Annotated in this window: 16 protein-coding genes; 14 read left to right on the top strand and 2 right to left on the bottom strand. The window is 44.9% G+C overall.

All coding sequences use genetic code 11. The annotated features are described in order from the left end of the window. Window positions 1-5: 5 nt before the first annotated feature. From ACJJIF_RS03515 to ACJJIF_RS03480, 8 genes are all read left to right on the top strand, one after another. Entirely contained in the window at window positions 6-872 is an 867-nt protein-coding gene (locus ACJJIF_RS03515; RefSeq protein ID WP_444930863.1) for a hypothetical protein, read from the top strand. A gap of 68 nt (window positions 873-940) precedes the next feature. Further along, window positions 941-1,807, top strand: coding sequence for a hypothetical protein (locus tag ACJJIF_RS03510; RefSeq protein WP_444930862.1), 867 nt, complete (start codon window positions 941-943; stop codon window positions 1,805-1,807). Between the two features lie 56 nt (window positions 1,808-1,863). Then, on the top strand, window positions 1,864-2,730 hold the full coding sequence (locus tag ACJJIF_RS03505) for a hypothetical protein (protein WP_444930861.1): 867 nt from the start codon (window positions 1,864-1,866) through the stop codon (window positions 2,728-2,730). Between the two features lie 347 nt (window positions 2,731-3,077). After that, window positions 3,078-3,659, top strand: a complete 582-nt coding sequence (locus tag ACJJIF_RS03500) for a hypothetical protein (protein WP_444930860.1) — start codon at window positions 3,078-3,080, stop codon at window positions 3,657-3,659. Between the two features lie 56 nt (window positions 3,660-3,715). Continuing rightward, a complete protein-coding gene (locus ACJJIF_RS03495) occupies window positions 3,716-4,588 on the top strand; it encodes a hypothetical protein (RefSeq protein ID WP_444930859.1) in 873 nt (290 codons plus the stop codon). Window positions 4,589-4,644: 56 nt separating this feature from the next. Then, window positions 4,645-5,511, top strand: a complete 867-nt coding sequence (locus ACJJIF_RS03490; protein WP_444930858.1) for a hypothetical protein — start codon at window positions 4,645-4,647, stop codon at window positions 5,509-5,511. 56 nt (window positions 5,512-5,567) lie between these two features. Beyond that, the gene (locus ACJJIF_RS03485; RefSeq protein ID WP_444930857.1) at window positions 5,568-6,434 is read left to right on the top strand and encodes a hypothetical protein; all 867 of its coding nucleotides are present in this window, start codon (window positions 5,568-5,570) and stop codon (window positions 6,432-6,434) included. A gap of 57 nt (window positions 6,435-6,491) precedes the next feature. Beyond that, window positions 6,492-7,358 (top strand): hypothetical protein, encoded by an 867-nt coding sequence (locus ACJJIF_RS03480; protein ID WP_444930856.1) that lies wholly within the window; start codon window positions 6,492-6,494, stop codon window positions 7,356-7,358. 584 nt (window positions 7,359-7,942) lie between these two features. Here the strand turns inward: ACJJIF_RS03480 and ACJJIF_RS03475 are convergent. Continuing rightward, the gene (locus ACJJIF_RS03475) at window positions 7,943-10,117 is read right to left on the bottom strand and encodes a jacalin-like lectin (RefSeq protein WP_444930855.1); all 2,175 of its coding nucleotides are present in this window, start codon (window positions 10,115-10,117) and stop codon (window positions 7,943-7,945) included. Between the two features lie 750 nt (window positions 10,118-10,867). On the opposite strand from ACJJIF_RS03475, the gene ACJJIF_RS03470 reads away from it, so the two are divergent. From ACJJIF_RS03470 to ACJJIF_RS03455, 4 genes are all read left to right on the top strand, one after another. Further along, a complete protein-coding gene (locus ACJJIF_RS03470; RefSeq protein ID WP_444930854.1) occupies window positions 10,868-11,548 on the top strand; it encodes a hypothetical protein in 681 nt (226 codons plus the stop codon). Window positions 11,549-12,212: 664 nt separating this feature from the next. Then, window positions 12,213-13,163: an alpha/beta hydrolase gene (locus ACJJIF_RS03465; protein ID WP_444930853.1), complete on the top strand. Its 951-nt coding sequence runs from the start codon at window positions 12,213-12,215 to the stop codon at window positions 13,161-13,163. 574 nt (window positions 13,164-13,737) lie between these two features. Then, entirely contained in the window at window positions 13,738-14,325 is a 588-nt protein-coding gene (locus ACJJIF_RS03460) for a hypothetical protein (protein WP_444930852.1), read from the top strand. A 530-nt stretch (window positions 14,326-14,855) separates the two neighbouring features. After that, window positions 14,856-15,311 (top strand): cupin domain-containing protein, encoded by a 456-nt coding sequence (locus ACJJIF_RS03455; RefSeq protein ID WP_444930851.1) that lies wholly within the window; start codon window positions 14,856-14,858, stop codon window positions 15,309-15,311. A 583-nt stretch (window positions 15,312-15,894) separates the two neighbouring features. Here the strand turns inward: ACJJIF_RS03455 and ACJJIF_RS03450 are convergent. Then, window positions 15,895-16,359, bottom strand: coding sequence for a cupin domain-containing protein (locus ACJJIF_RS03450; RefSeq protein ID WP_444930850.1), 465 nt, complete (start codon window positions 16,357-16,359; stop codon window positions 15,895-15,897). Between the two features lie 196 nt (window positions 16,360-16,555). On the opposite strand from ACJJIF_RS03450, the gene hrpB reads away from it, so the two are divergent. Together hrpB and ACJJIF_RS03440 are read left to right on the top strand one after the other, a co-directional pair. Beyond that, window positions 16,556-19,120 (top strand): ATP-dependent helicase HrpB, encoded by a 2,565-nt coding sequence (gene hrpB / locus ACJJIF_RS03445; protein WP_444930849.1) that lies wholly within the window; start codon window positions 16,556-16,558, stop codon window positions 19,118-19,120. Window positions 19,121-19,313: 193 nt separating this feature from the next. Then, window positions 19,314-20,306: an endo alpha-1,4 polygalactosaminidase gene (locus ACJJIF_RS03440; protein ID WP_444930848.1), complete on the top strand. Its 993-nt coding sequence runs from the start codon at window positions 19,314-19,316 to the stop codon at window positions 20,304-20,306. Window positions 20,307-20,326 lie beyond the last annotated feature (20 nt).

Below are 20,326 nucleotides of genomic sequence, written 5' to 3'. Positions count from 1 at the left end.
TCTAAATGCTATTTGGAACCGTAAAAAACCCTAAAGGGCCTAACTTGAGCAAATCCAAGTTGGTAAGCTACAACTTATCTGGCACAAGGCTTAACTTTGTCAAGCCTCCGACCAACTCCTCAATGCTAGGCATCGATACTATAAGGCCTGACTTACCTTTAGAGCTAGATCTGAATATCTATTCTCTGGAGAAATTTAAGCAACTTTCAGATATAGATTGGGGCTTTCCAATAGCCAGCGAGTACTATCAATACAATGGTATACCACTATGGAGTCCCGATATTGGTGGAATGGAATTTTCGGCTGAGCTGAGAAGAGTAATCAAGTCTCCCAATTTACTCGAAGCCGCTCATTATGAGAATTTTGTCGGCAGGGATATTAAAAGCTACTACGAGCCCGGCACTGGATTACCTTTTGACAAATGGCTATACCTGTTTCCTCTTTTTTGGCAAACCTTTAGCCTACCTAAAACAGGGGATATTCAATGGGTTGCCTATATCGTGCAAAATTTCTGCAGTGACGATGGTGACAAATTTACCTACTATGTTCGCTCTGCCATTTCAAGTGAACATGAGTTGATTTTTTCATTTAGAGCGATGACAGATCGATATGATTCTGGTGCCTTCGCTCTTTTCAAGAAGATTGTTCGATTTATTTTAAATAATATTGAAATCACACTTGTTGAGTCTACAGAAAGGGAGATTAAAGAACTGAAGAAAGCAGGATTACGTAATTTCAGTACAGAAAAGTCGATCTGCCGCTATGATGACGCTCCCAAGAATAAATTTGGGGACTATGAGTTATTGGAAGATCCCTGCTTTTACTTTACCAAGATTGGTAAAACCATAGATCGCCGATTGTGGGTCGACTAGCCATAATCTCTATTGCCGTTTAACCAAGTCAGCCGATTTAATTTCGGCCTATTAATGTGAAAGCCTAGATGTTATTTGGAACCACAAAAAACCCTAAAGGACCCAACTTAGGTAAGTCTAAGCGGGTAAGCTGCAACTTATCCGGTACAAGACTTAATTTCCTTAAACCACCAAGTAATGCTTTGCTGCCAGGCCACGATCTTACATCCTCCGACGGCCCCCTAAATGTTGACCTTAATATCTATTCTCTGGAGGAGTTCGTTAAGACATCGGATAGAGCCTGGGGGTACTTTCTTGGCAAGGGAGCCTATTACTATTATGGCATCCCCCTATGGAACCCCCATATTGGCGCCATGAATTTTCGTGTAGACCTAAAAAGACCGAATAAGCATCCTAATTTGCTCGAAGCCGCTTATTATGAAAGCTGGGTTGAAAAGGACACAAAAGCTTTCTATGAACCGGGTAAAGAACCGAAGTTTCAAACCTGGGTATACCTATTTCCTCTTTTTTGGCAGACCTTTAAATTACCCAAAACAGGGAATGTTCAATGGGTTGCCTATATCGTTCAAAATTTCTGCAGTAGAAATGGCGATGAGTTTACTTATTATGTAAGGTCCGCCATTTCAAGTGAGCATGAATTAGTTTTTTCATTTGACGCGGGTATTGATCAATATGACTCTGGCGCCTTTAATCTTTTTAAAAAGATTGTTCGCTTTATTTTAAATCATATTGAAATCACACTTGTCGAATCTACAGAAAGGGAGATTAAAGAACTGAAGAAAGCGGGATTGCGTAACTTTAGCACAGAAAAGCCAATCTGCCGCTATGATAATGCCCCCAAAAACGCTTTTGGGGACTATCAACTATTGGAAGACCCCTACTTTTACTTTACAAAAATTGGCAAAACAATAGATCGCAGGCTCTGGGTGGATTAGCCCATGCGTGAGAATGGTCAACCTAGTCAACGCCTGCTATTAAAGTGAATATCTAGATGCTATTTGGAACCGTAAAAAACCCTAAAGGGCCTAACTTGAGCAAATCCAAGTTGGTAAGCTACAACTTATCTGGCACAAGGCTTAACTTTGTCAAGCCTCCTACCAACTCCTCAATGCCAGGTATCGATACTATAAGACCTGACTTACCTTTAGAGCTGGATCTGAATATCTATTCCTTGGAGAAACTTAAGAAAATTTCAGATAGAGCCTGGGGGTTTCCGCTAGCCATGGAGTACTATCAATACAACGGTATACCGCTATGGAGCCCGGATATTGGTGGGATGGAGTTTTCTGCTGACTTAAGAAGAGCTATCAAGCCCCCCAATTTACTCGAAGCTGCTCACTATGAAGATTTTGTCGATAAGGGGATTAAGCGCTGCTATGCGCCAGATAGATCAATCCACCCTAAAAGATGGCTATATCTATTTCCTCTTTTTTGGCAAACCTTCAAGCTACCCAAAACAGGGGATATTCAATGGGTTGCCTATATCGTGCAAAAGTTCAGTAGTAACGAGGGTGATCGACTTACCTACTATGTTCGCTCCGCAATTTCAAGTGAACATGAGTTAATTTTTTCGTTTAGAACGATGACGGATCTATATGATTCTGGCGCTTTCATTCTTTTCAAAAAAATTGTTCGATTTATTTTAAACCATATTGAAATCACGCTTATTGAGTCTACAGAAAGGGAGATTAAAGAGCTGGAGAAAGCCGGATTGCGCAATTTCAGTACAGAAAAGCCGATCTGTCGCTATGATGACGCTCCCAAGAGCGAATTTGGGAACTATGAGCTATTGGAAGATCCCTGCTTTTACTTTACTAAGATTGGCAAAACGATAGATCGCAGGCTATGGGTGGATTAGTCCATGCTTGAGAATGGTCAACTTAGTCAACGTCTGCTATTAAAGTGAATCTCTAGATGCTATTTGGAACCGTAAAAAACCCTAAAGGGCCTAACTTGGGCAAGTCCAAGCAGGTAAATTACAACCTATCCGGTACAAAGCTTAATTTTGTTAAGCCCCCAACCAATATGTCAGTTCCGGGTGTGGACCCTGCAGAGTTTGACTTACCTCTGGAGCTGGATCTGAATATCTATGCTCTGGAGAATTTTATTAACCTTGGAGGTGAGGGTGACGCCTGGGGGGGTTCACTAGCCTGGGAGTACTATAGGTACAACGGTATTCCCCTTTGGAGCCCTAGTATTGGCAACATGGAATTCTCCGCCGGCCTCAGAAGGGCAACCAAGTACCCCTGCTTACTCGAAGCCGCTCATTATGAAAACTGGATCATAAAGGATATTAAAAGCTATTACGAACCCAGCACTGGATCGGCTTTTGATGATTGGCTATACCTATTCCCTCTTTTCTGGCAGACCTTTAAACTACCCCAAACAGGCAATGTTCAATGGGTTGCCTATATCGTGCAAAATTTCTGCGGTAGAAAAGGCGATCAATTTACATATTATGTAAGGTCCGCCATTTCAAGTGAGCATGAATTAGTTTTTTCATTTAGGGCGGGTTGTGATCAATATGAGTCTGGCGCTTTTAATCTTTTTAAAAAGATTGTCCGCTTTATTTTAAATCATATTGAAATCACACTTGTTGACTCTACAGAGATGGAGATTAAAGAACTGGAGAAAGCGGGATTGCGCAACTTTAGCACAGAAAAGCCAATCTGCCGCTATGATGACGCCCCTAAAAACGAATTTGGGAACTATGAACTACTGGAAGATCCCTGCTTTTACTTTACCAAGATTGGTAAAACGATAGATCGTAGGCTGTGGGTGGATTAGCCCATGTTTGAGAATGGTCAACTTAGTCAACGCCTGCTATTAAAGTGAATCTCTAGATGCTATTTGGAACCGTAAAAAAACCTAAAGGGCCTAACTTGGGCAAGTCCAAGCAGGTAAATTACAACCTATCCGGTACAAGGCTTAATTTTGTTAAGCCCCCAACCAATACACCAGTGCCGGGTGTGGACACTGCAGATTTTGACTTACCTCTGGAGCTGGATCTAAATATCTATGCTCTGGATAACTTTATTAACCTTGGAGGTGAGGGTGACGCCTGGGGGTTTTCACTAGCTTGGGAGCACTATAGGTACAACGGTATTCCCCTTTGGAGCCCTAAGATTGGTGGCATGGAATTCTCTGTTGACCTCAGAAGGGCAACCAAGTACCCCAACTTACTCGAAGCCGCTCATTATGAAAGCTGGATCGACAAAGATATAAAGTCCTACTACGCACCAGGTAAAGCAACTGCCTCTGAGCGCTGGTTATACCTGTTCCCTCTTTTTTGGCAGACCTTTAAACTACCCAAAACAGGTAATGTCCAATGGGTTGCCTATATCGTACAAAAATTCTGCGGTAGAAATGGCGACCAATTTACATATTATGTAAGGTCCGCCATCTCAAGTGAACATGAGCTGATTTTTTCATTTAGAGCAAAAACAGATGAATATGATTCCGGTGCCTTCACTCTTTTTAAAAAGATTGTCCGCTTTATTTTAAATCATATTGAAATCACACTTGTCGACTCTACAGAAAGGGAGATTAAAGAACTGGAGAAAGCGGGATTGCGTAACTTTAGCACAGAAAAGCCAATCTGCCGCTATGATGACGCCCCTAAAAACGAATTTGGGAACTATGAACTGCTGGAAGATCCCTGCTTTTACTTTACCAGAATTGGTAAAACGATAGATCGCAGGCTCTGGGTGGATTAGCCCATGCTTGAGAATGGTCAACTTAGTCAACGCCTGCTATTAAAGTGAACCTCTAGATGTTATTTGGAACCGTAAAAAATCCTAAAGGGCCTAACTTAAGTAAGTCCAAGCCGGCAAGCTACAATTTTTCCGGAACAAGACTTAATTTTATTAGGCCCCCTAGTAATACCTCAGTGCCAGGCCTGCGTACTACAAAGCCTGACTCACCTCTGGAGTTGGATCTCAATATCTATTCTCTGGAGAAGTTTAAGAAACTTTCAGATAGAGCCTGGGGATTTCCTCTAATCAGAGAGGTCTATAAATACAATGGTATACCGCTATGGAGCCCCAATATTGGCGGAATGGTATTTTCTTCTGAGCTGAGAAGAGTAGCCAAACGTCCCAATTTACTCGAAGCCGCTCATTATGAAAGCTTTATCGAGGAGGATGTTAAATACTCCTATGCACCAGGTGAATCAACACACTCTAAAAGATGGCTATACCTATTCCCTCTTTTTTGGCAAACCTTTAAGTTACCCAAAACAGGCGATATTCAATGGATTGCCTATATCGTGCAAGATTTCTGCAGTGACGATGGAGACCAATTTACCTACTATATTCGCTCCGCCATCTCAAGCGAGCATGAGTTGTTTTTTTCATTTAGTGCAAGAACGGACAAATATGACTCCGGCGCCTTCGCTCTTTTTAAGAAGATTGCTCAATTTATTTTAAACAATATTGAAATCACGCTTGTCGATTCGATAGAAAAGGAGATTAAAGAGCTGGAGATAGCGGGATTGCGTAACTTCAGCACAGACAAGCCGATCTGCCGTTATGATGACGCCCCCAAAAACAAATTTGGGGACTATGAGCTAGTGGAAGATCCCTACTTTTACTTTACTAAGATTGGTAAAACGATAGATCGCCGATTGTGGGTAGACTAGCCCATGCTTGAGAATAATCAATTCAGTCAACACCTGCCATTAAAGTGAATCTCTAGATGTTATTTGGAACCACAAAAAATCCTAAAGGGCCTAACTTAGGTAAATCTAAGCGGGTAAGCTGCAACTTATCCGGTACAAGACTTAGTTTCCTTAAGCCCCCAAGTAATGCTTCGCTACCAGACTATGCTCCTACTCCCTCCAACGGCCCCCTAAATGTTGACCTCAATATCTATTCTTTGGCGGAGTTCGTTAAGACATCAGATAGAGCCAAGGCATACTTTCTTGGCGAGGAAAACTATCACTTTTATGGCATCCCCCTATGGAACCCCCTTATTGGCGGTATGAAATTTCATGTGGTTCTAAAAAGGCCGGACAATCCCCCTAATTTACTCGAAGCCGCTCATTATGAAAGCTGGGTTGAAAAAGATATAAAAGATTTCTATGAACCAGGCAGAGAGCCTAATTTTCAAACATGGTTGCACCTATTTCCTCTTTTTTGGCAGACCTTTAAGTTACCCAAAACAGGGGATATTCAATGGATTGCCTATATCGTGCAAGATTTCTGCGGAAGAAATGGCGATCAGTTTATTTATTATGTAAGATCCGCCATTTCAAGTGAGCATGAATTAGTTTTTTCATTTAGGTCGGGTTGTGATCAATATGAGTCTGGCGCTTTTAATCTTTTTAAAAAGATTATTCGCTTTATTTTAAATAATGTTGAAATCACGCTTGTTGACTCTACGGAAAGGGAGATTAAAGAACTGGAGAAAGCGGGCTTGCGCAACTTCAGTACAGAAAAGCCAATCTGCCGTTATGATAACGCCCCTAAAAACAGTTCCGGGGATTATCAACTCTTGGAAGATCCCTGCTTTTACTTTACCAAGATTGGTAAAACGATAGATCGCAGGCTCTGGGTGGATTAGCCCATACTTGAGAATGGTCAATTTAGTCAAATGTCTACTATTAAAGTGAATCTCTAGATGCTATTTGGAACCGTAAAAAACCCTAAAGGGCCTAACCTGAGCAAGTCCAACCGGGTAAGCTACAACTTATCTGGCACAAAGCTTAACTTTGTCAAGCCTCCTACCAACTCCTCAATGCTGGGCATCGGTACTATAAGACCTGACTTACCTTTGGACCTGGATCTGAATATCTATTCTCTGGAGAAATTTAAGCAACTTTCAGATATAGATTGGGGGTTTCTGTTAGCTAAAGAGTTCTATCAATACAACGGTATCCCCCTATGGAGTCCCGGTATTGGCGGAATGGCATTTTCGGCTGAGTTGAGAAGAGCAATCAAGTTCCCCAATTTACTCGAAGCCGCTCATTATGAGCATTTTATCGACAAGGATATTAAAGGCTACTACGAGCCCGGCACTGGATCATCTTTTGATGAATGGCTATACCTGTTTCCTCTTTTTTGGCAAACCTTTAGGCTGCCTAAAACAGGGGATCTTCAATGGGTTGCCTATATCGTGCAAAATTTCTGCTGTGATGAAGGTGACCGATTCACCTACTATGTTCGCTCCGCCATTTCAGCTGAACATGAATTGCTTTTTTCATTTAGTGCAGAGACAGATGAATATGATTCCGGCGCCTTCGCTCTTTTTAAGAAGATTGTTCGCTTTATTTTAAATAATATTGAAATCACGCTTGTCAACTCGATAGAGAAGGAAATTAAAGAACTGGAGAAAACCGGATTGCGCAACTTCAGTCAAGAAAAGCCGATCTGCCACTATGATAACGCCCCCAAGGATAAATTTGGGAGCTATGAGCTATTGAAAGATCCCTGCTTTTACTTTACTAAGATTGGTAAAACGATAGATCGCCGATTGTGGGTGGACTAAGCATGATCCATACTCTCTGACTAAGCTTACCTAAGGGGAGGCTTTTTAAAACTTTTCTCCCCTCCCCCAGCAATGAGAATATATACCCTAGATTCCCATAACAACTGACATTCTTGGCAATAGCAAAGGGAGCCCGCTGAGCTTAAAAGAACGATACCAGATAGAAGCAATCAATAGACAGGACGATTCAACCCGAGCCATTGCGCAGCAGCCAATCGTTCCAACAAAACCATCTCTCGTGAACTGTATCGTTGCAGCTCTTACTGTGCTAAAAGCACCCACCGCAAAGCCTACAGTTACGGTATGGGGGTAGGAAGCATACTAAGTTCGACTTCGCCATAAAGATGCAAATCGACCATCAACTGAAAAACACAAGTTCGGAGAAAGTCACTGAATTAATCAATTTAACTGAGGGCCGTGTCTACCAAGGTAAATCTTATCGTAACTGGATAGGCTTAGAATCAGGAGTAAAACTTATCCCAGATCGTATTGATATTGATGAGCGGCCGGTGATTGTTGATTAAAATAGCGAAGTCGGCCACAGGGAGGGCACCGGCAGCATTCCTGCTGCCGGGAGGGGATTGTTAGGGCTGGCAAGCCGCCTTAGTAAAGAAGTACTTCACCTCATAATCACTACAATCTCCCGTAGCGCAGGAAAAATGATAATCTGAGCCGGTATTCCCCACATGTATACTTTCACCAGTAAGAGTGTAATCCAACTTGGTGTCCACCAACCTGGCCTTAATACCTGCAATATCACTTACAGAACAGTTATCAGCAATATTTCCAGCTACCTTGTACTCATTAAAGGTTTCATGATCCATGTCATCTGAGGAAGGGTTATCCAGTTCCAACCATTCGCTGATATAGTAACCTGGATTGACCAAGGTATTGGACAGTTTATGTACCCCTAGTGCATCAATTTCATCACCGTGACGCCCATGAAAAGCAAAAATCTGCTGGGATGAGGTGGATGAATAAGTCTTACAAGATCCCTGCTGGCTTCCACCTGAAATAAATGAGTTATTGCTCGAAGTTAATTTGAGATAGTAAACACTACCACTTTCATGCTTTTCATCATCAATACAGATTTTAACATCATCGAGATATTCACCGCTGGCAGAATCAAAACTCAACACGCTACCCATTGAGCCCCCATCACCATCGCCATACTCAATACAATATTCATGGTCACTGGCTGTGGCATGGCTGAGTGATTGCTTGAATTCATAGCAAACCTTGAGCCCATCAATTCGGCTACCGGAACGAATCTGTACCGATTTTAGATTCATGGTTCCACTACCAAGTAATTTGCGTTTTACCAAATCGATCGAATCGAATTCATCACCACCAGTGCCTCCGAGTGCATCTTTTTTGATATACCCAAAATCCGAATAGCTCGTCTGGTTGGCAATCCAGAATCCTTCAAATGGTTCGTAGTAGTTTACCCAAACCGAAGTGGAAACCCCTTCTGAGTTTCTCTTAGCATAGAGCGCTGCATTCTCAAGTGCATTGTAGGGCATACCATAATGATAACCATCGGCCGCACAGATTGTATAACCTTCGCTCCAAGCCCCAGAAGTACGGCTAATATGCCAATTTCGCTCATCGTCTAGGCAGGCAAAAACCCGCTCTGTACTGCAGCTATAATCGCGAATTTCACCATCACTACTTAGCCAGGCGCAGCTATGGCTGCCACTGGGGGAATCATTACGCCAAGACCAGGTGAAATCTTCGATTTGTGGTGCTTTAGAGGCGCCTATAGTGGTCGCATTGGCCTCCACCAGTGCCAATTCAAGTATGTTATATCCGGCTTCGGCCTTCTCTTTAATGGCGCTGCCGGAATACTTGATATCATCCTTGCTGTACTCCGTTGTTGCATCCAGAGCCACACTAAGATTTCCATTGTGATAATGGGTGGCCGCAGAGGTATTGCCATCAATATCAGATGTAAGTTGACTGGAATTTTGTGCCAAAGGCTCATTGGGTGTGAGATTCCCCGATGCATCCATTTCATCCACACCGATCCAAACATTACGCCTGAATTTAGAAGTATTTGATTCGTCGTGATAGTCACAGAGATCATTATCACCGGTATGGGGATATTCCCTTGGCACCTGAATAAATAAGATAACGTTGCGCCCGGCATCTAACACATCCTGTTTCGTTAATGTCTGTACCGGTAGAGAGGCGCAATCATCTTCCGTATACCCCCAATCAGTGGGTTTAAATACCAAATCACCTAACCTACTTTCAATTTTTTCACCAATTTTATTGCGGAAATTTTGGTGGTAATCAGAGTCGTAGGCTTCAAATTTTAGAAAAATCACCTCATCAATATTCTCTACAAGAAAATCTTTAATTTCATCCAACCCATCTCCCAGTGTTGCAGCGGTGCCGAACATATAGATGCACATGGTGGCCTCTTCCAGGCCCATATGACATAGGTGTGGGGTAGAGCTGAGATTGGAAGCGGGGTACACATCGTATTCAACAAGACGAATACCGCGACTGAACAGTTTTTCCGGGGCATACCACTGGTTCACATCCGTATAAACTCCCTGATCCCATTGATAGGACGCATAGGCATTATGCGCCCCCGCCCATAGGGTCTTTGACAGTGGGGCCTTTGTATCGATCTGCCCCTGTAGGTCCAGACGCTTCACTTTATCATCACTAGAATCAATTTCGCCACTAACCTGCATCGAGAGTGACAAACTCAAGAATAAGCTCAAAACCAAACCAATCATTTTATTCATTATATTTTCCTGATAAGTATTTTTTATAGTTACTGCAAAATATAAACCCCCGCTAATTTCCCTCCCTATTGAACTGAATAAATGAAACAGGTGCGCCACCTATTGCGACCCGATAAGCTACAACAGTACCAAGTAGTCTAATCCGGTCATTTACCCTACTTTACACTTCCATAATTTATGCGTCTCTTGATCTAGATAAACGTTTACTCTCAGCTCAAAAACACACATTTAAAAAGGTACAAAACAATAAAATCGAAACATGACCGGTTAGTTACAAATCGAAGTTGACTTCATAAACATCCACTCTTTGCAATAGATCCAACATAAACATATGGTCATAAAATCACCTTGTGCTTTTATGATCCAAAAGTTCCCAAACAAGAGGTATAAAAGGCTTACATATCATAGAGAAGCCAGCATCTATTACACCCACAAAAAATACTCAATAGGCGAAACAAAAAACCAAAAGATAATAAAAAATGACAACAGAATCCTTTCCTTGATACAAAAGATAGGAAAAATAGTCAAAAATTAAGCTTCAAGGCGTGCAACCCAACTAAAAATCGGTCAAAATAAACCCTGAAGAATAAAGCAGAAATAGAACTTCAAACAGAGGGACTCAACAAGAAAATACATCTACCCCACAAGCCGAATTAAACAACAAATTGGAATATCAAAAGACTGCAAATTCACAAAGGGCATACTAAGAACAATTATGCGCACAAAAAAACAGGCCACCAGGGAGAGAGAATGAAAACCAAGATTTTTATCATACTAACCAGTATTATTGTGGCTTCATGCGGGTCTATACGACCACACGATGCAAGCAATTATCAACAAGACTTAATCGCCCCAGAAGAAACCAACAGCTTTGTACTCGCAAAAAGCAGTATTTTCGATGAACCCATGCTGGGAATTGCCCTAAAGTACGACAACAAGCAATACCCTACTGATATCATCAATATCTACATATATCCTATCGACACTATTTCATGGGAGGATACTGACGAAATTATCGCTATAGAGATGAAAGATATCCGAGATGAAATTGACCTGGCGGTAGAGCACGGCCACTATAAAGCCAGATCAGAGGAAAGTATTGAAGCGTTTAATTTCAAAACCGGTGATAAGTCCTACTCCGGCCAGAAGTCATCCTTCATGCTTACCGATAAAAATGATATAGAATATTTCTCAAATAGCTACGTATTTATCAACAAAGATAAATATATAAAATTCAGAACCAGCTTCGACAGCAGAGCTACCGTAAAATGGAATGGCGATACTGCGGTTAAAGAGATACTTCCTGAAATCACCGTTCCCGGCGAGTCTGAGTACATGAGGAACTTGAGAGCTGAACACCAGAAAGAAATTAATCAAGAGCTGATAGAATTACTATTTCAGGCCACGAAAGAGCCCCAACCCAGCCCTTAGTAACCCGTTCCTCTTATTAAAAGCGGAGCGACAGCACAAGCAGTAAATTCAATCTTCACTGCCATTAAAATCCGTAAAATTGATGTTAATGGCAGAATTACAGAATCTTAGACTGGCTTAGCATCAGACAAAACCCGCTGGAGTCAATATACGGGTTGCGGTCTAGATTTGAATATTTTGAGATAACTAAGGAGCCCTCACTCTACTTGAAGCACTAAAGCATACAGCCCCTATCTTCACCCGCGCTTGCCAGACGTTGGCTAGCTACCGCCTCATACCGTTAGCCGCCCTCCGCCATAGAACTCCATAAACTGCCTACAAATACTGGACAACGTAAATATTTACGCCTCTAATCAATGATCCACCATTAATAGCCTGTTTGAAGTTTCACGCCAAGATCAAGGGCCTTTTCTTTCTGGGCCTAGTCAACGATTTTTAGAAAAAAAAGGGGGAAAACCCATCCTACCGTACTGCCAGAATGATAACACGACTGAATCGTACTGAAAAAAATAGAGGAGTCATGAACTACCGACAGACCAATCAGGACTTGTAAGCTGCAAGTGGTGTCATCGAATCCTACTGTGAGTGCTGACATTTACCGGATAAGGGTCCACATTTAGGCGTGGACTCTTACAGGAAGGAACTCTGATAAAGGAACCTAACTATGGGCTTTTACCTAGACTCGGAATTTTCTACCGCCCTTGGCAAATATGCCAACTTACTAGATAGCTTGGCAGAGGCCCCTATTGGCGACATAGACACCCGTCGCAAAAATGGCGCGGTGCTTACCCAGGCACTCTTTCATGGGCATACCTTTCCCGCAGATGTTATCTTCCAGAATTTTGCCACTCGCGGTGCAGACCATGAAGAGGTGCAGCTGCGCTGGTACCGAAAAGCGGATAGTAATCCGGGCTCCGCTATCCTCTATATTCACGGGGGCGGTCTAATTTGCCACGATATCTCCCGCTACGACCTGGTACTTGCACAGTATGTCGCCGCCAGCGGAGTCCCACTCCTATCGGTAAACTATCGAAAGGCCCCTGAATTCCCCTACCCCACACCGATCGACGACTGCTATCGTGGACTTGTATGGCTGTTTCAGAATGCTCAGGAGCTCTCCATTGACCCCACACGAATTGGTGTAATGGGGGATAGTGCTGGAGGTGGGCTAGCTGCTGCCCTAACCATTATGGCCCGGGATAAGAAGGGGCCATCTCTCGCGCGGCAGCTATTGCTATACCCCATGTTAGATGACAGGACAGTCACTCCCGATCCCCAATTGTTGCCATTTATCACCTGGACCTACGAAGACAACCTTACTGGATGGACAGCTTACCTGGGTAATCAAGTAGGAAGTCCCAGTGTCAGCCCCCACGCAGCGCCGGCACGCCTACAGGATGCCCGAGATCTCCCTCCGGCATTTATCGATGTTGGCGAACTGGATATTTTCCGCGATGAAGATATGCAATATGCCCGCTTACTCACCGATGCTGGTGTCAGTACGGAACTCCATGTTCGTCCCGGTGTCATTCACTCCTGGGAACTTTTTGCCCCAGATATTTCCATCTCACAGCGGGCATTTGCAGATCGCGTGCGAGTTATGCAAGAAATCTAAGTGCGGTACGATTCAAACCAGAGCGCGCCCAGGCGTGGAAGAAACTGTAGCTTTCGGCGGCTTAATGTGTGTAGTAGCAACCGGGTAGCGCAACTATCAGACACCCCCTGACCCCTCTATGCTTTTAGTCCCAATGAAAGCAGCAGTGACAGAAGCCATTAGCGACATCTATCAAGCAGAGCCGAGCTATCTGATGTCGCCCCCTTCCCTACTCGCCTCAGTCCCCTCCTCTTGCAAGGAAATTGTTAATTCATGACAAGCCCGGTGAGATACGCACGAATGGGCCTTATCTGAAATACTTTACAAATAGATAGGAACTAGGCCCCTGTATCGATGTCATTCAATGGTCTGTAGTATTTCCAAGCAGACACGATACCATTCAGGTGCCCCTGGTTGACTCTGCGCTCTCGGCAAGCCTTACCAAGCCTGTCGCCTATAAAGTCCGCCAGCCTACTGTAATTCCGAGATATCAATTAGCCCAATCAAGTACTGGTAATTACAAGGTGCCGATTGTAGGATGCGCGCCACATATTCAGGTCATGGAAGATCTGAAGGACATAATGAGGAGGTAGTAGTGAAAGGACTAATAACAGTTATTTTTTCCCTATTGGTATTATCCGGGTGTAGTGGGATTGGCCCAAAGCCCCCAGAAGAAAATGAAGTCGTATTGGGTATCGACACCGAGAAAACGATTAAAGAGAAACTTGGCAAACCCTATGAAAAAGGGATGTTTATAAAAAACAATCAACAAATTGTAACAATTGCCTACGTATACCCCACTATAGGAAAAAAAACAGTTAAAGAAAATATTAACGGCACTCGTAACCAAGGGTTCTACTTTTTTAACGAAAAGCTTATCGGGCAAGATTTTGTCAGTTCTCTTGCCGAAGATTCTACTGACTTTGATGAATCAAAAGTACCACTAATCAAAGAAGGCCAAACCACCATTCAGGAAGCGCAGAAATTGCTAGGCAAACCTTCCGGAGAATATCAATATCCACTGATTAGTAACAAAGCAGAAAAGGCCAAAGTTTATATGTATAGCCAGACTAGCAAGGCTATATTCCAGCCAACATCCTACCAAAAAATTCTAATCCTCAACTACAACACTGACGGCATTATCACAAACGTCAAATTTTCTGAAATTGGTGATAAAACTTAAGCGCGGAATAGCGACCCCTTCGCCTGGGAAGTCCAACCTTTAGGCTTCCCAGAAATAAATAATAGGTAAACCCTAGCCTACCAACATAAGTGGTACATATCTACCCACCAGAAATTCAAGCAGACTCAGGTCATTTAATACTACCTTAAGCCCAGGGTTGATTCTAAATACTGCACCATCAATTCGGGCTTGGGGTATCTTGCCAGTTTCCAGTCATCTAAAATAAGCGCCTTAAACAACTATTAGCATTTTGTTCAGCCCTCGCCCCCAGGAGCGGCAAAGTTTCGCAAGCTATATTTTATACAGCCGACTGATATTTTTAAATCCAACCTCTAGCTGAGGAAACTTAAGCCCCCCTAAGAGTCTGTGTTATATAGTGAGGAGTTGACAGCAGTTGTGACTGCGATGAAAAAGCCCATAGGCAGTGTAGTCGACAGGATTTCCAACATAGATGACGAGTAAGACAGGGACTACTACAAGCAATATAAAGCACAATATTTTATTGATACCTTTATAGTCGAGGCCTATCTATGAAACCTGACAACCTAATTGCTCATCCTGAAGGCGGGAAATTTCTTGAGGTATTTAAATCGAGTGCGATTGTGACCAGAGAGGATGGGCAAAAACGAAGCGCCATAACACATATTTATTTCTCCTTGCAAAAAGGTGAAGTGTCACGATTTCACCGGGTAGAAGCGGATGAGGTTTGGAACCTATATCAAGGGGACGGTCTATATCTAACGATTTGGGATGAAGAACTTGGCCTTTTAGAGCGTATTGAGATATCAGAGAAGAGTAAGGTGTTTTGCCATGTGGTACAGGCTGGTGTTTGGCAGGCTGCGGAGCCTTTAGGAAATTACGTTCTAGCGGGGTGTTCAGTGGGGCCGGGGTTTGAATTTTCTGATTTTGAATTGGTTGTACCTGGGTCCAGGGTGGCTGAAGAAATATGTGCCGTAGATCCTTCTTTATCTCGGCTAATCGATTAAGTTTATTTCCCGCCTTCAACTCCGACTGGAAGGGAAAGCTTGAAAACTAAACCTGACCTGACAGCGCATCTTCTGAAAAATTGGCAACTGTCAGATCAAGCCTGAACCACTACAAGTTATCAGAAGCAGGGCTAAAGGCTAACCTCTTAGAAAATCCCTAGCTAGCAGCCACCTTTTTGCTATTTATTGCCACCCACTACAGTGCCTGAAATCTCTTTCTTGATGTATAGTGATTTGATGCCCATAAAATATCGCATCAATACACCTTCCTGTATCTCGACCTACTGCACAGCCAAACAGGTTTACGTAAAACGCTCTTGCCTTCCCTGGATCTGGAACAACGAACGATAAATAAAATGGCTTCATGCCGACCTCTTCTCTCGCAAATACCTATGATGTCCCAGTCAAGCATGCAGCAGGCACCTTCTGGGGTTTTCTATTAGCTCAAACCTACTTCAATTGAGATTTTGCAATTTGTATGCAGCCAGTCAAATCAGTCGAAAATTTAAGCCTCCTCGGCGCATTCGATTCAATAACACCCAGAAATAGAGAAAGCCTCGAAAATAACTAATCATGAAGAACACTAGCCAAATGCCGCACTTCCCGTAGAGCTAATCAATACAAAAGCAATCACGCAGGGCTCCTCACCGCTATTGACCCAATTGTGAACCGTGCCCCGCTGAACCAGCGTATCACCCGCTGACAATTGCACAACAACCTCATCGCCCATCTCCATTTCAATCTTTCCAGACATTACCACCGCATAATCGATACTATCGGTTTGGTGGGATCGTGGAGTCACTCCCGGCCCAAACTCTACCACCTTAAAAACTGACCCTCCTGGAATAGTAGTTCCAGCAATATTGCACCCTCCCCGGTCCTCGCCATCTTCACATAAATCCACAGGTAAATCCCGGGTGGTCCATAACTGCTGCTGGATCATATGTGGGCGCCAACTACTGGTATGCAAACCCCGGTCATCCATAAGCACCACCGGTTTACCCTGAGAATCACAGCCCGTTACTACGCGACGAATATTTATCGCCATACCCCCCTCCCGTACAGTAGTGACTAAAACACATGGGAATATAGTTCAGCTCAGGCCCTATTCCGTTGCGCCCTACAACCGTCAAGACCACAGAGTTTGAAAGGGCCGCGCTTTAACTTTTGGCCCTAGGCTTAACCTTTGAATAAGGTCCCAATACTGGTACCCCACACCTTGCGAAATCACTATAATCGCGCCCATGTCTGAGTTACCTATTCAAAGTACCCTTCCCAAGCTGCTCCAGACCCTAAGTGGGCATAGCAATGTCGTACTCCAGGCGCCACCCGGTGCCGGTAAAACAACCGCTGTGCCACTGGCCCTACTGGATGAGCCATGGTTGAACGGAAAGAAGATTATTATGCTGGAACCGCGCCGCTTAGCTGCGCGAACCGCAGCAGCACGAATGGCGGCCCAACTGGGCGAGAAAGTTGGCAATACCGTTGGGTTTCAGGTCCGAGGTGAGCGCCAGTCCAGCCAAAAAACCCGAATCCTGGTAGTGACCGAGGGCGTTCTTACACGCCTGCTACAAGCAGACCCAGAGCTGGCCTCATACGCCCTGGTGATATTTGATGAGTTCCACGAGCGCAGCTTACAGGCTGACCTCTCCCTCGCACTTTGCCTGGAATCCCAGGAGTACCTGCGAGAAGACCTCAAGTTACTGGTTATGTCGGCCACTCTGGATACCGATACAGTTTCCTCCCTGCTCAATAACGCTCCCATCATCACCAGCGAGGGACGGAGCTTCCCAGTAGATATCGAGTACCTGGAGCGGCGGGAAGAGCCTGAGGATCTGCGCCAAATGCCGTCATTAATGGCGAGAAAAATTGTACAGTCTTTGCACCGGGAGGATGGCAGCATCCTGGCATTCCTTCCTGGGGTTGCGGAGATTAAACAGGTAGAAGCCTTTCTGCATGAGCGATTCAGCGGGGATGATAATTACCGCGATATTATTATCGCCCCACTGTTTGGAGATTTGAGCCGCGAGCAACAAGATCAAGCCATAGCACCTGCGGCAAAGGGGCAGCGCAAAATTGTATTGGCCACCAATGTGGCAGAAACCAGCTTGACCATTGAAGGCATCCGGATTGTTATCGATTCCGGACTTATGCGTGAAGCGCGCTTCAACCCCAACTGCGCGATGAACCGATTGGTGACAAGCCATATTTCACAAGCTTCTGCCACCCAGCGTACCGGCCGGGCCGGGCGCTTAAGTGCCGGCTATTGCCTGCGGCTCTGGAGCGAGGGCCGCCAGCGCTCATTGAGTGCCAAAAATACCCCGGAAATCAAACGCAGTGACCTGGCCCCACTGGCCCTGGAGCTGGCAAAGTGGGGGGTGACCGATGTCAGTGAACTCAACTGGCTCGATACCCCACCCGCCGGTCCGATGGCCCAGGCGCAACAGCTATTACAGCAGCTGGGCGCTCTCGATAAGAAACTCCGAATCACCCCTCACGGCACCAACATGCTCACATTGGGTGCCCACCCCCGCCTGGCTCATATGCTGGTTGCCAGTGTTGCTTGGGGGTTGCAGGAACAGGCTTGCCTGCTCGCCGCCTTGCTGTCGGAAAGGGATATCTTTCGGGGAGAGGCGCGCTGGGACCGGGATATCAGCAAGCGTATGCATAGCCTGAAGTCTCAGGGCCATAACCCAAAGGCGGATCGCGGCACCATTCACCGGGTGCGCCAACAGTCCAAAACCTGGTTGGCTCAGCTGAAGGAATTTACAGCGGGAATGGAGAAACCTCAGCAGATTATCGATCGCTCAGATGAAATAGGCGTCCTGCTCGGGCTCGCCTATCCAGATCGAATTGCCAAGTCGCGCAGGGACAGTGCTCGCCGATATCTCCTCTCCAGTGGGAGCGGCGCCCACTTCTCCCACGACGACGCTCTCGCCCTAAGTGAATACCTGGTAATTGCTGACCTCGATGGCCAGGGCCGCGATGCCCGTATCCAACTGGCCGCAGAAATTTCCCTGTCCGCCTTAAAGGCAGTCTTTGCTCCCCAAATAAAGGAAGATATCTCTGTGCGCTGGGATCAAGCCTCTGGGCGCGCCGAAGCCCTTCAGCAAACGATGCTGGGAGCACTGGTGTTACACCAACAACCGGCCAAACAGGTTCCGGCTGAGGCTTTAAGTCGCGCGCTGCTCAACGCTATTCGCCAGAAAGGCCTGACCTCCCTACCCTGGACTCCAGAAGCCGATCAATTGCGCTTTCGCATCGAATTTTTACGCCAAAGCCCGGAGTCTGAGGACTTACTCGCAGGCACCCTAGTACCAGATTGGAGTGATACTGCGCTTCTCGATACCATGGAAGATTGGTTGCTCCCCCATTTACAGGGCTTCAATAAACTTGAGCAGCTCGCACAACTCGACCTGGCAAATATCTTGCGCGGCCAACTGGAATGGAACTTAGTGCAAAAACTTGACGAATTTGCCCCCAGCCACTATCTGGTTCCCAGCGGCTCCCGCATAAGTATCGACTATAAAGAAACCCCGCCGATTCTGGCTGTGCGACTGCAAGAGCTGTTTGGTCTAACGCAAACCCCCACCATCTTAAACAAGCGCTATCCACTGATGGTCCATTTGCTATCACCAGCGCGGCGGCCAGTACAAATTACCCGTGATCTTGCAAATTTTTGGGCCAATACTTACCAGGAGGTTAAGAAGGAGTTGCGGATTAAATATCAGAAACACTACTGGCCCGACGACCCCCTAACAGCTATTGCCACCACCAAGACCAAAAAAAGAATGGATATGGGACGTTAGTCTTTTAAATTTTGCTGCCCCAGTGGTGGCAAAGTGGTTTATCTGGGCAGCGGTTCAGTTATTATTTAGCAATAACTCGCAGTTTGTCACACGGGATAGGAACCCGTACCAATAAGGCAAACCTGAACCTGCTTGCCCCACAGTGAAGCTCTGAGAACGAATGCGTTCTCACTTATAGCAATGGAGATGTATTTTGCGCCGCACACTTTTATTATCTCTCAGCCCACTATTGATATCGGGCTGTAACCTCGATGATCTTCCCGAGGATTTGAATCAGTCACCCCTCGATTATGATCGGGAAATGCGTTACTTCGTAGAGGATATCAGCGCCTACGCGAAGGATATCAACCAGCAATTTATCATTGTCCCCCAGAATGGGGTTGAGTTGATTACCACAACAACGGCCACGACCGGCTCGATCAATGAGGCCTACCTGGACGCCACCGATGGCTTTGCCCAGGAGGCCCTATTCTTTGGTGAAAACAATATCGTTAACGAACCGGTTAGCACCTCTGAAACACAGCGCCTGCAAACTTACCTAGACTTGGCCAAAGATGAGGGCCATACAATCCTGATTACTGATTTCGCCAATATCCAACAAGATATTAATGACTCCTATCAGGATAATGAGGATGCTGAATATATTTCTTTTGCCGCAAATACAGAAACCCTGGACGATATACCGAGCCACCCCGATGAGCCATTCAATGTAAACTCACGGGATATCGACAGTCTCGATGAGGCCAGCAATTTTATCCACATCACAGATCCGCGCCTCTCTTCAACACCCGAGGAATTCGTCGATACTCTAAGTGAAACCGACTACGACATACTGATTATCGATTTCTTCTTTAACGACGAACCCTATACCGAAGAGCAAATTGAGCAGCTCAAACAAAAAGAAAATGGTGGACGCCGCCTGGTTTTAGCCTACATCAACATCGGCGAAGCACAAGACAGCCGGGACTATTGGAACTCCTACTGGTATAGCAGCCCACCCGACTGGCTACTGGAAGAGGTTCCCGGAGAATCGGGAAATTATTACGTGAATTACTGGCAGCAGGGCTGGCAAGATATTATTTACGGCAACAATGATTCTTACATATATAGGATTGTTGAAGCAGGGTTCGATGGGGCCTATATGGATGGAATCGAAGTATTTGAGCACTTCGATTCCAGCGAGTAATCACTCGGTCTCTATACTGT

It is taken from the genome of Microbulbifer regidiadema (SeqCode) (assembly GCF_052467605.1).
The sequence above is the reverse complement of the archived record's forward strand: the minus strand, read 5'-3'. Positions and strand labels throughout refer to the sequence as shown.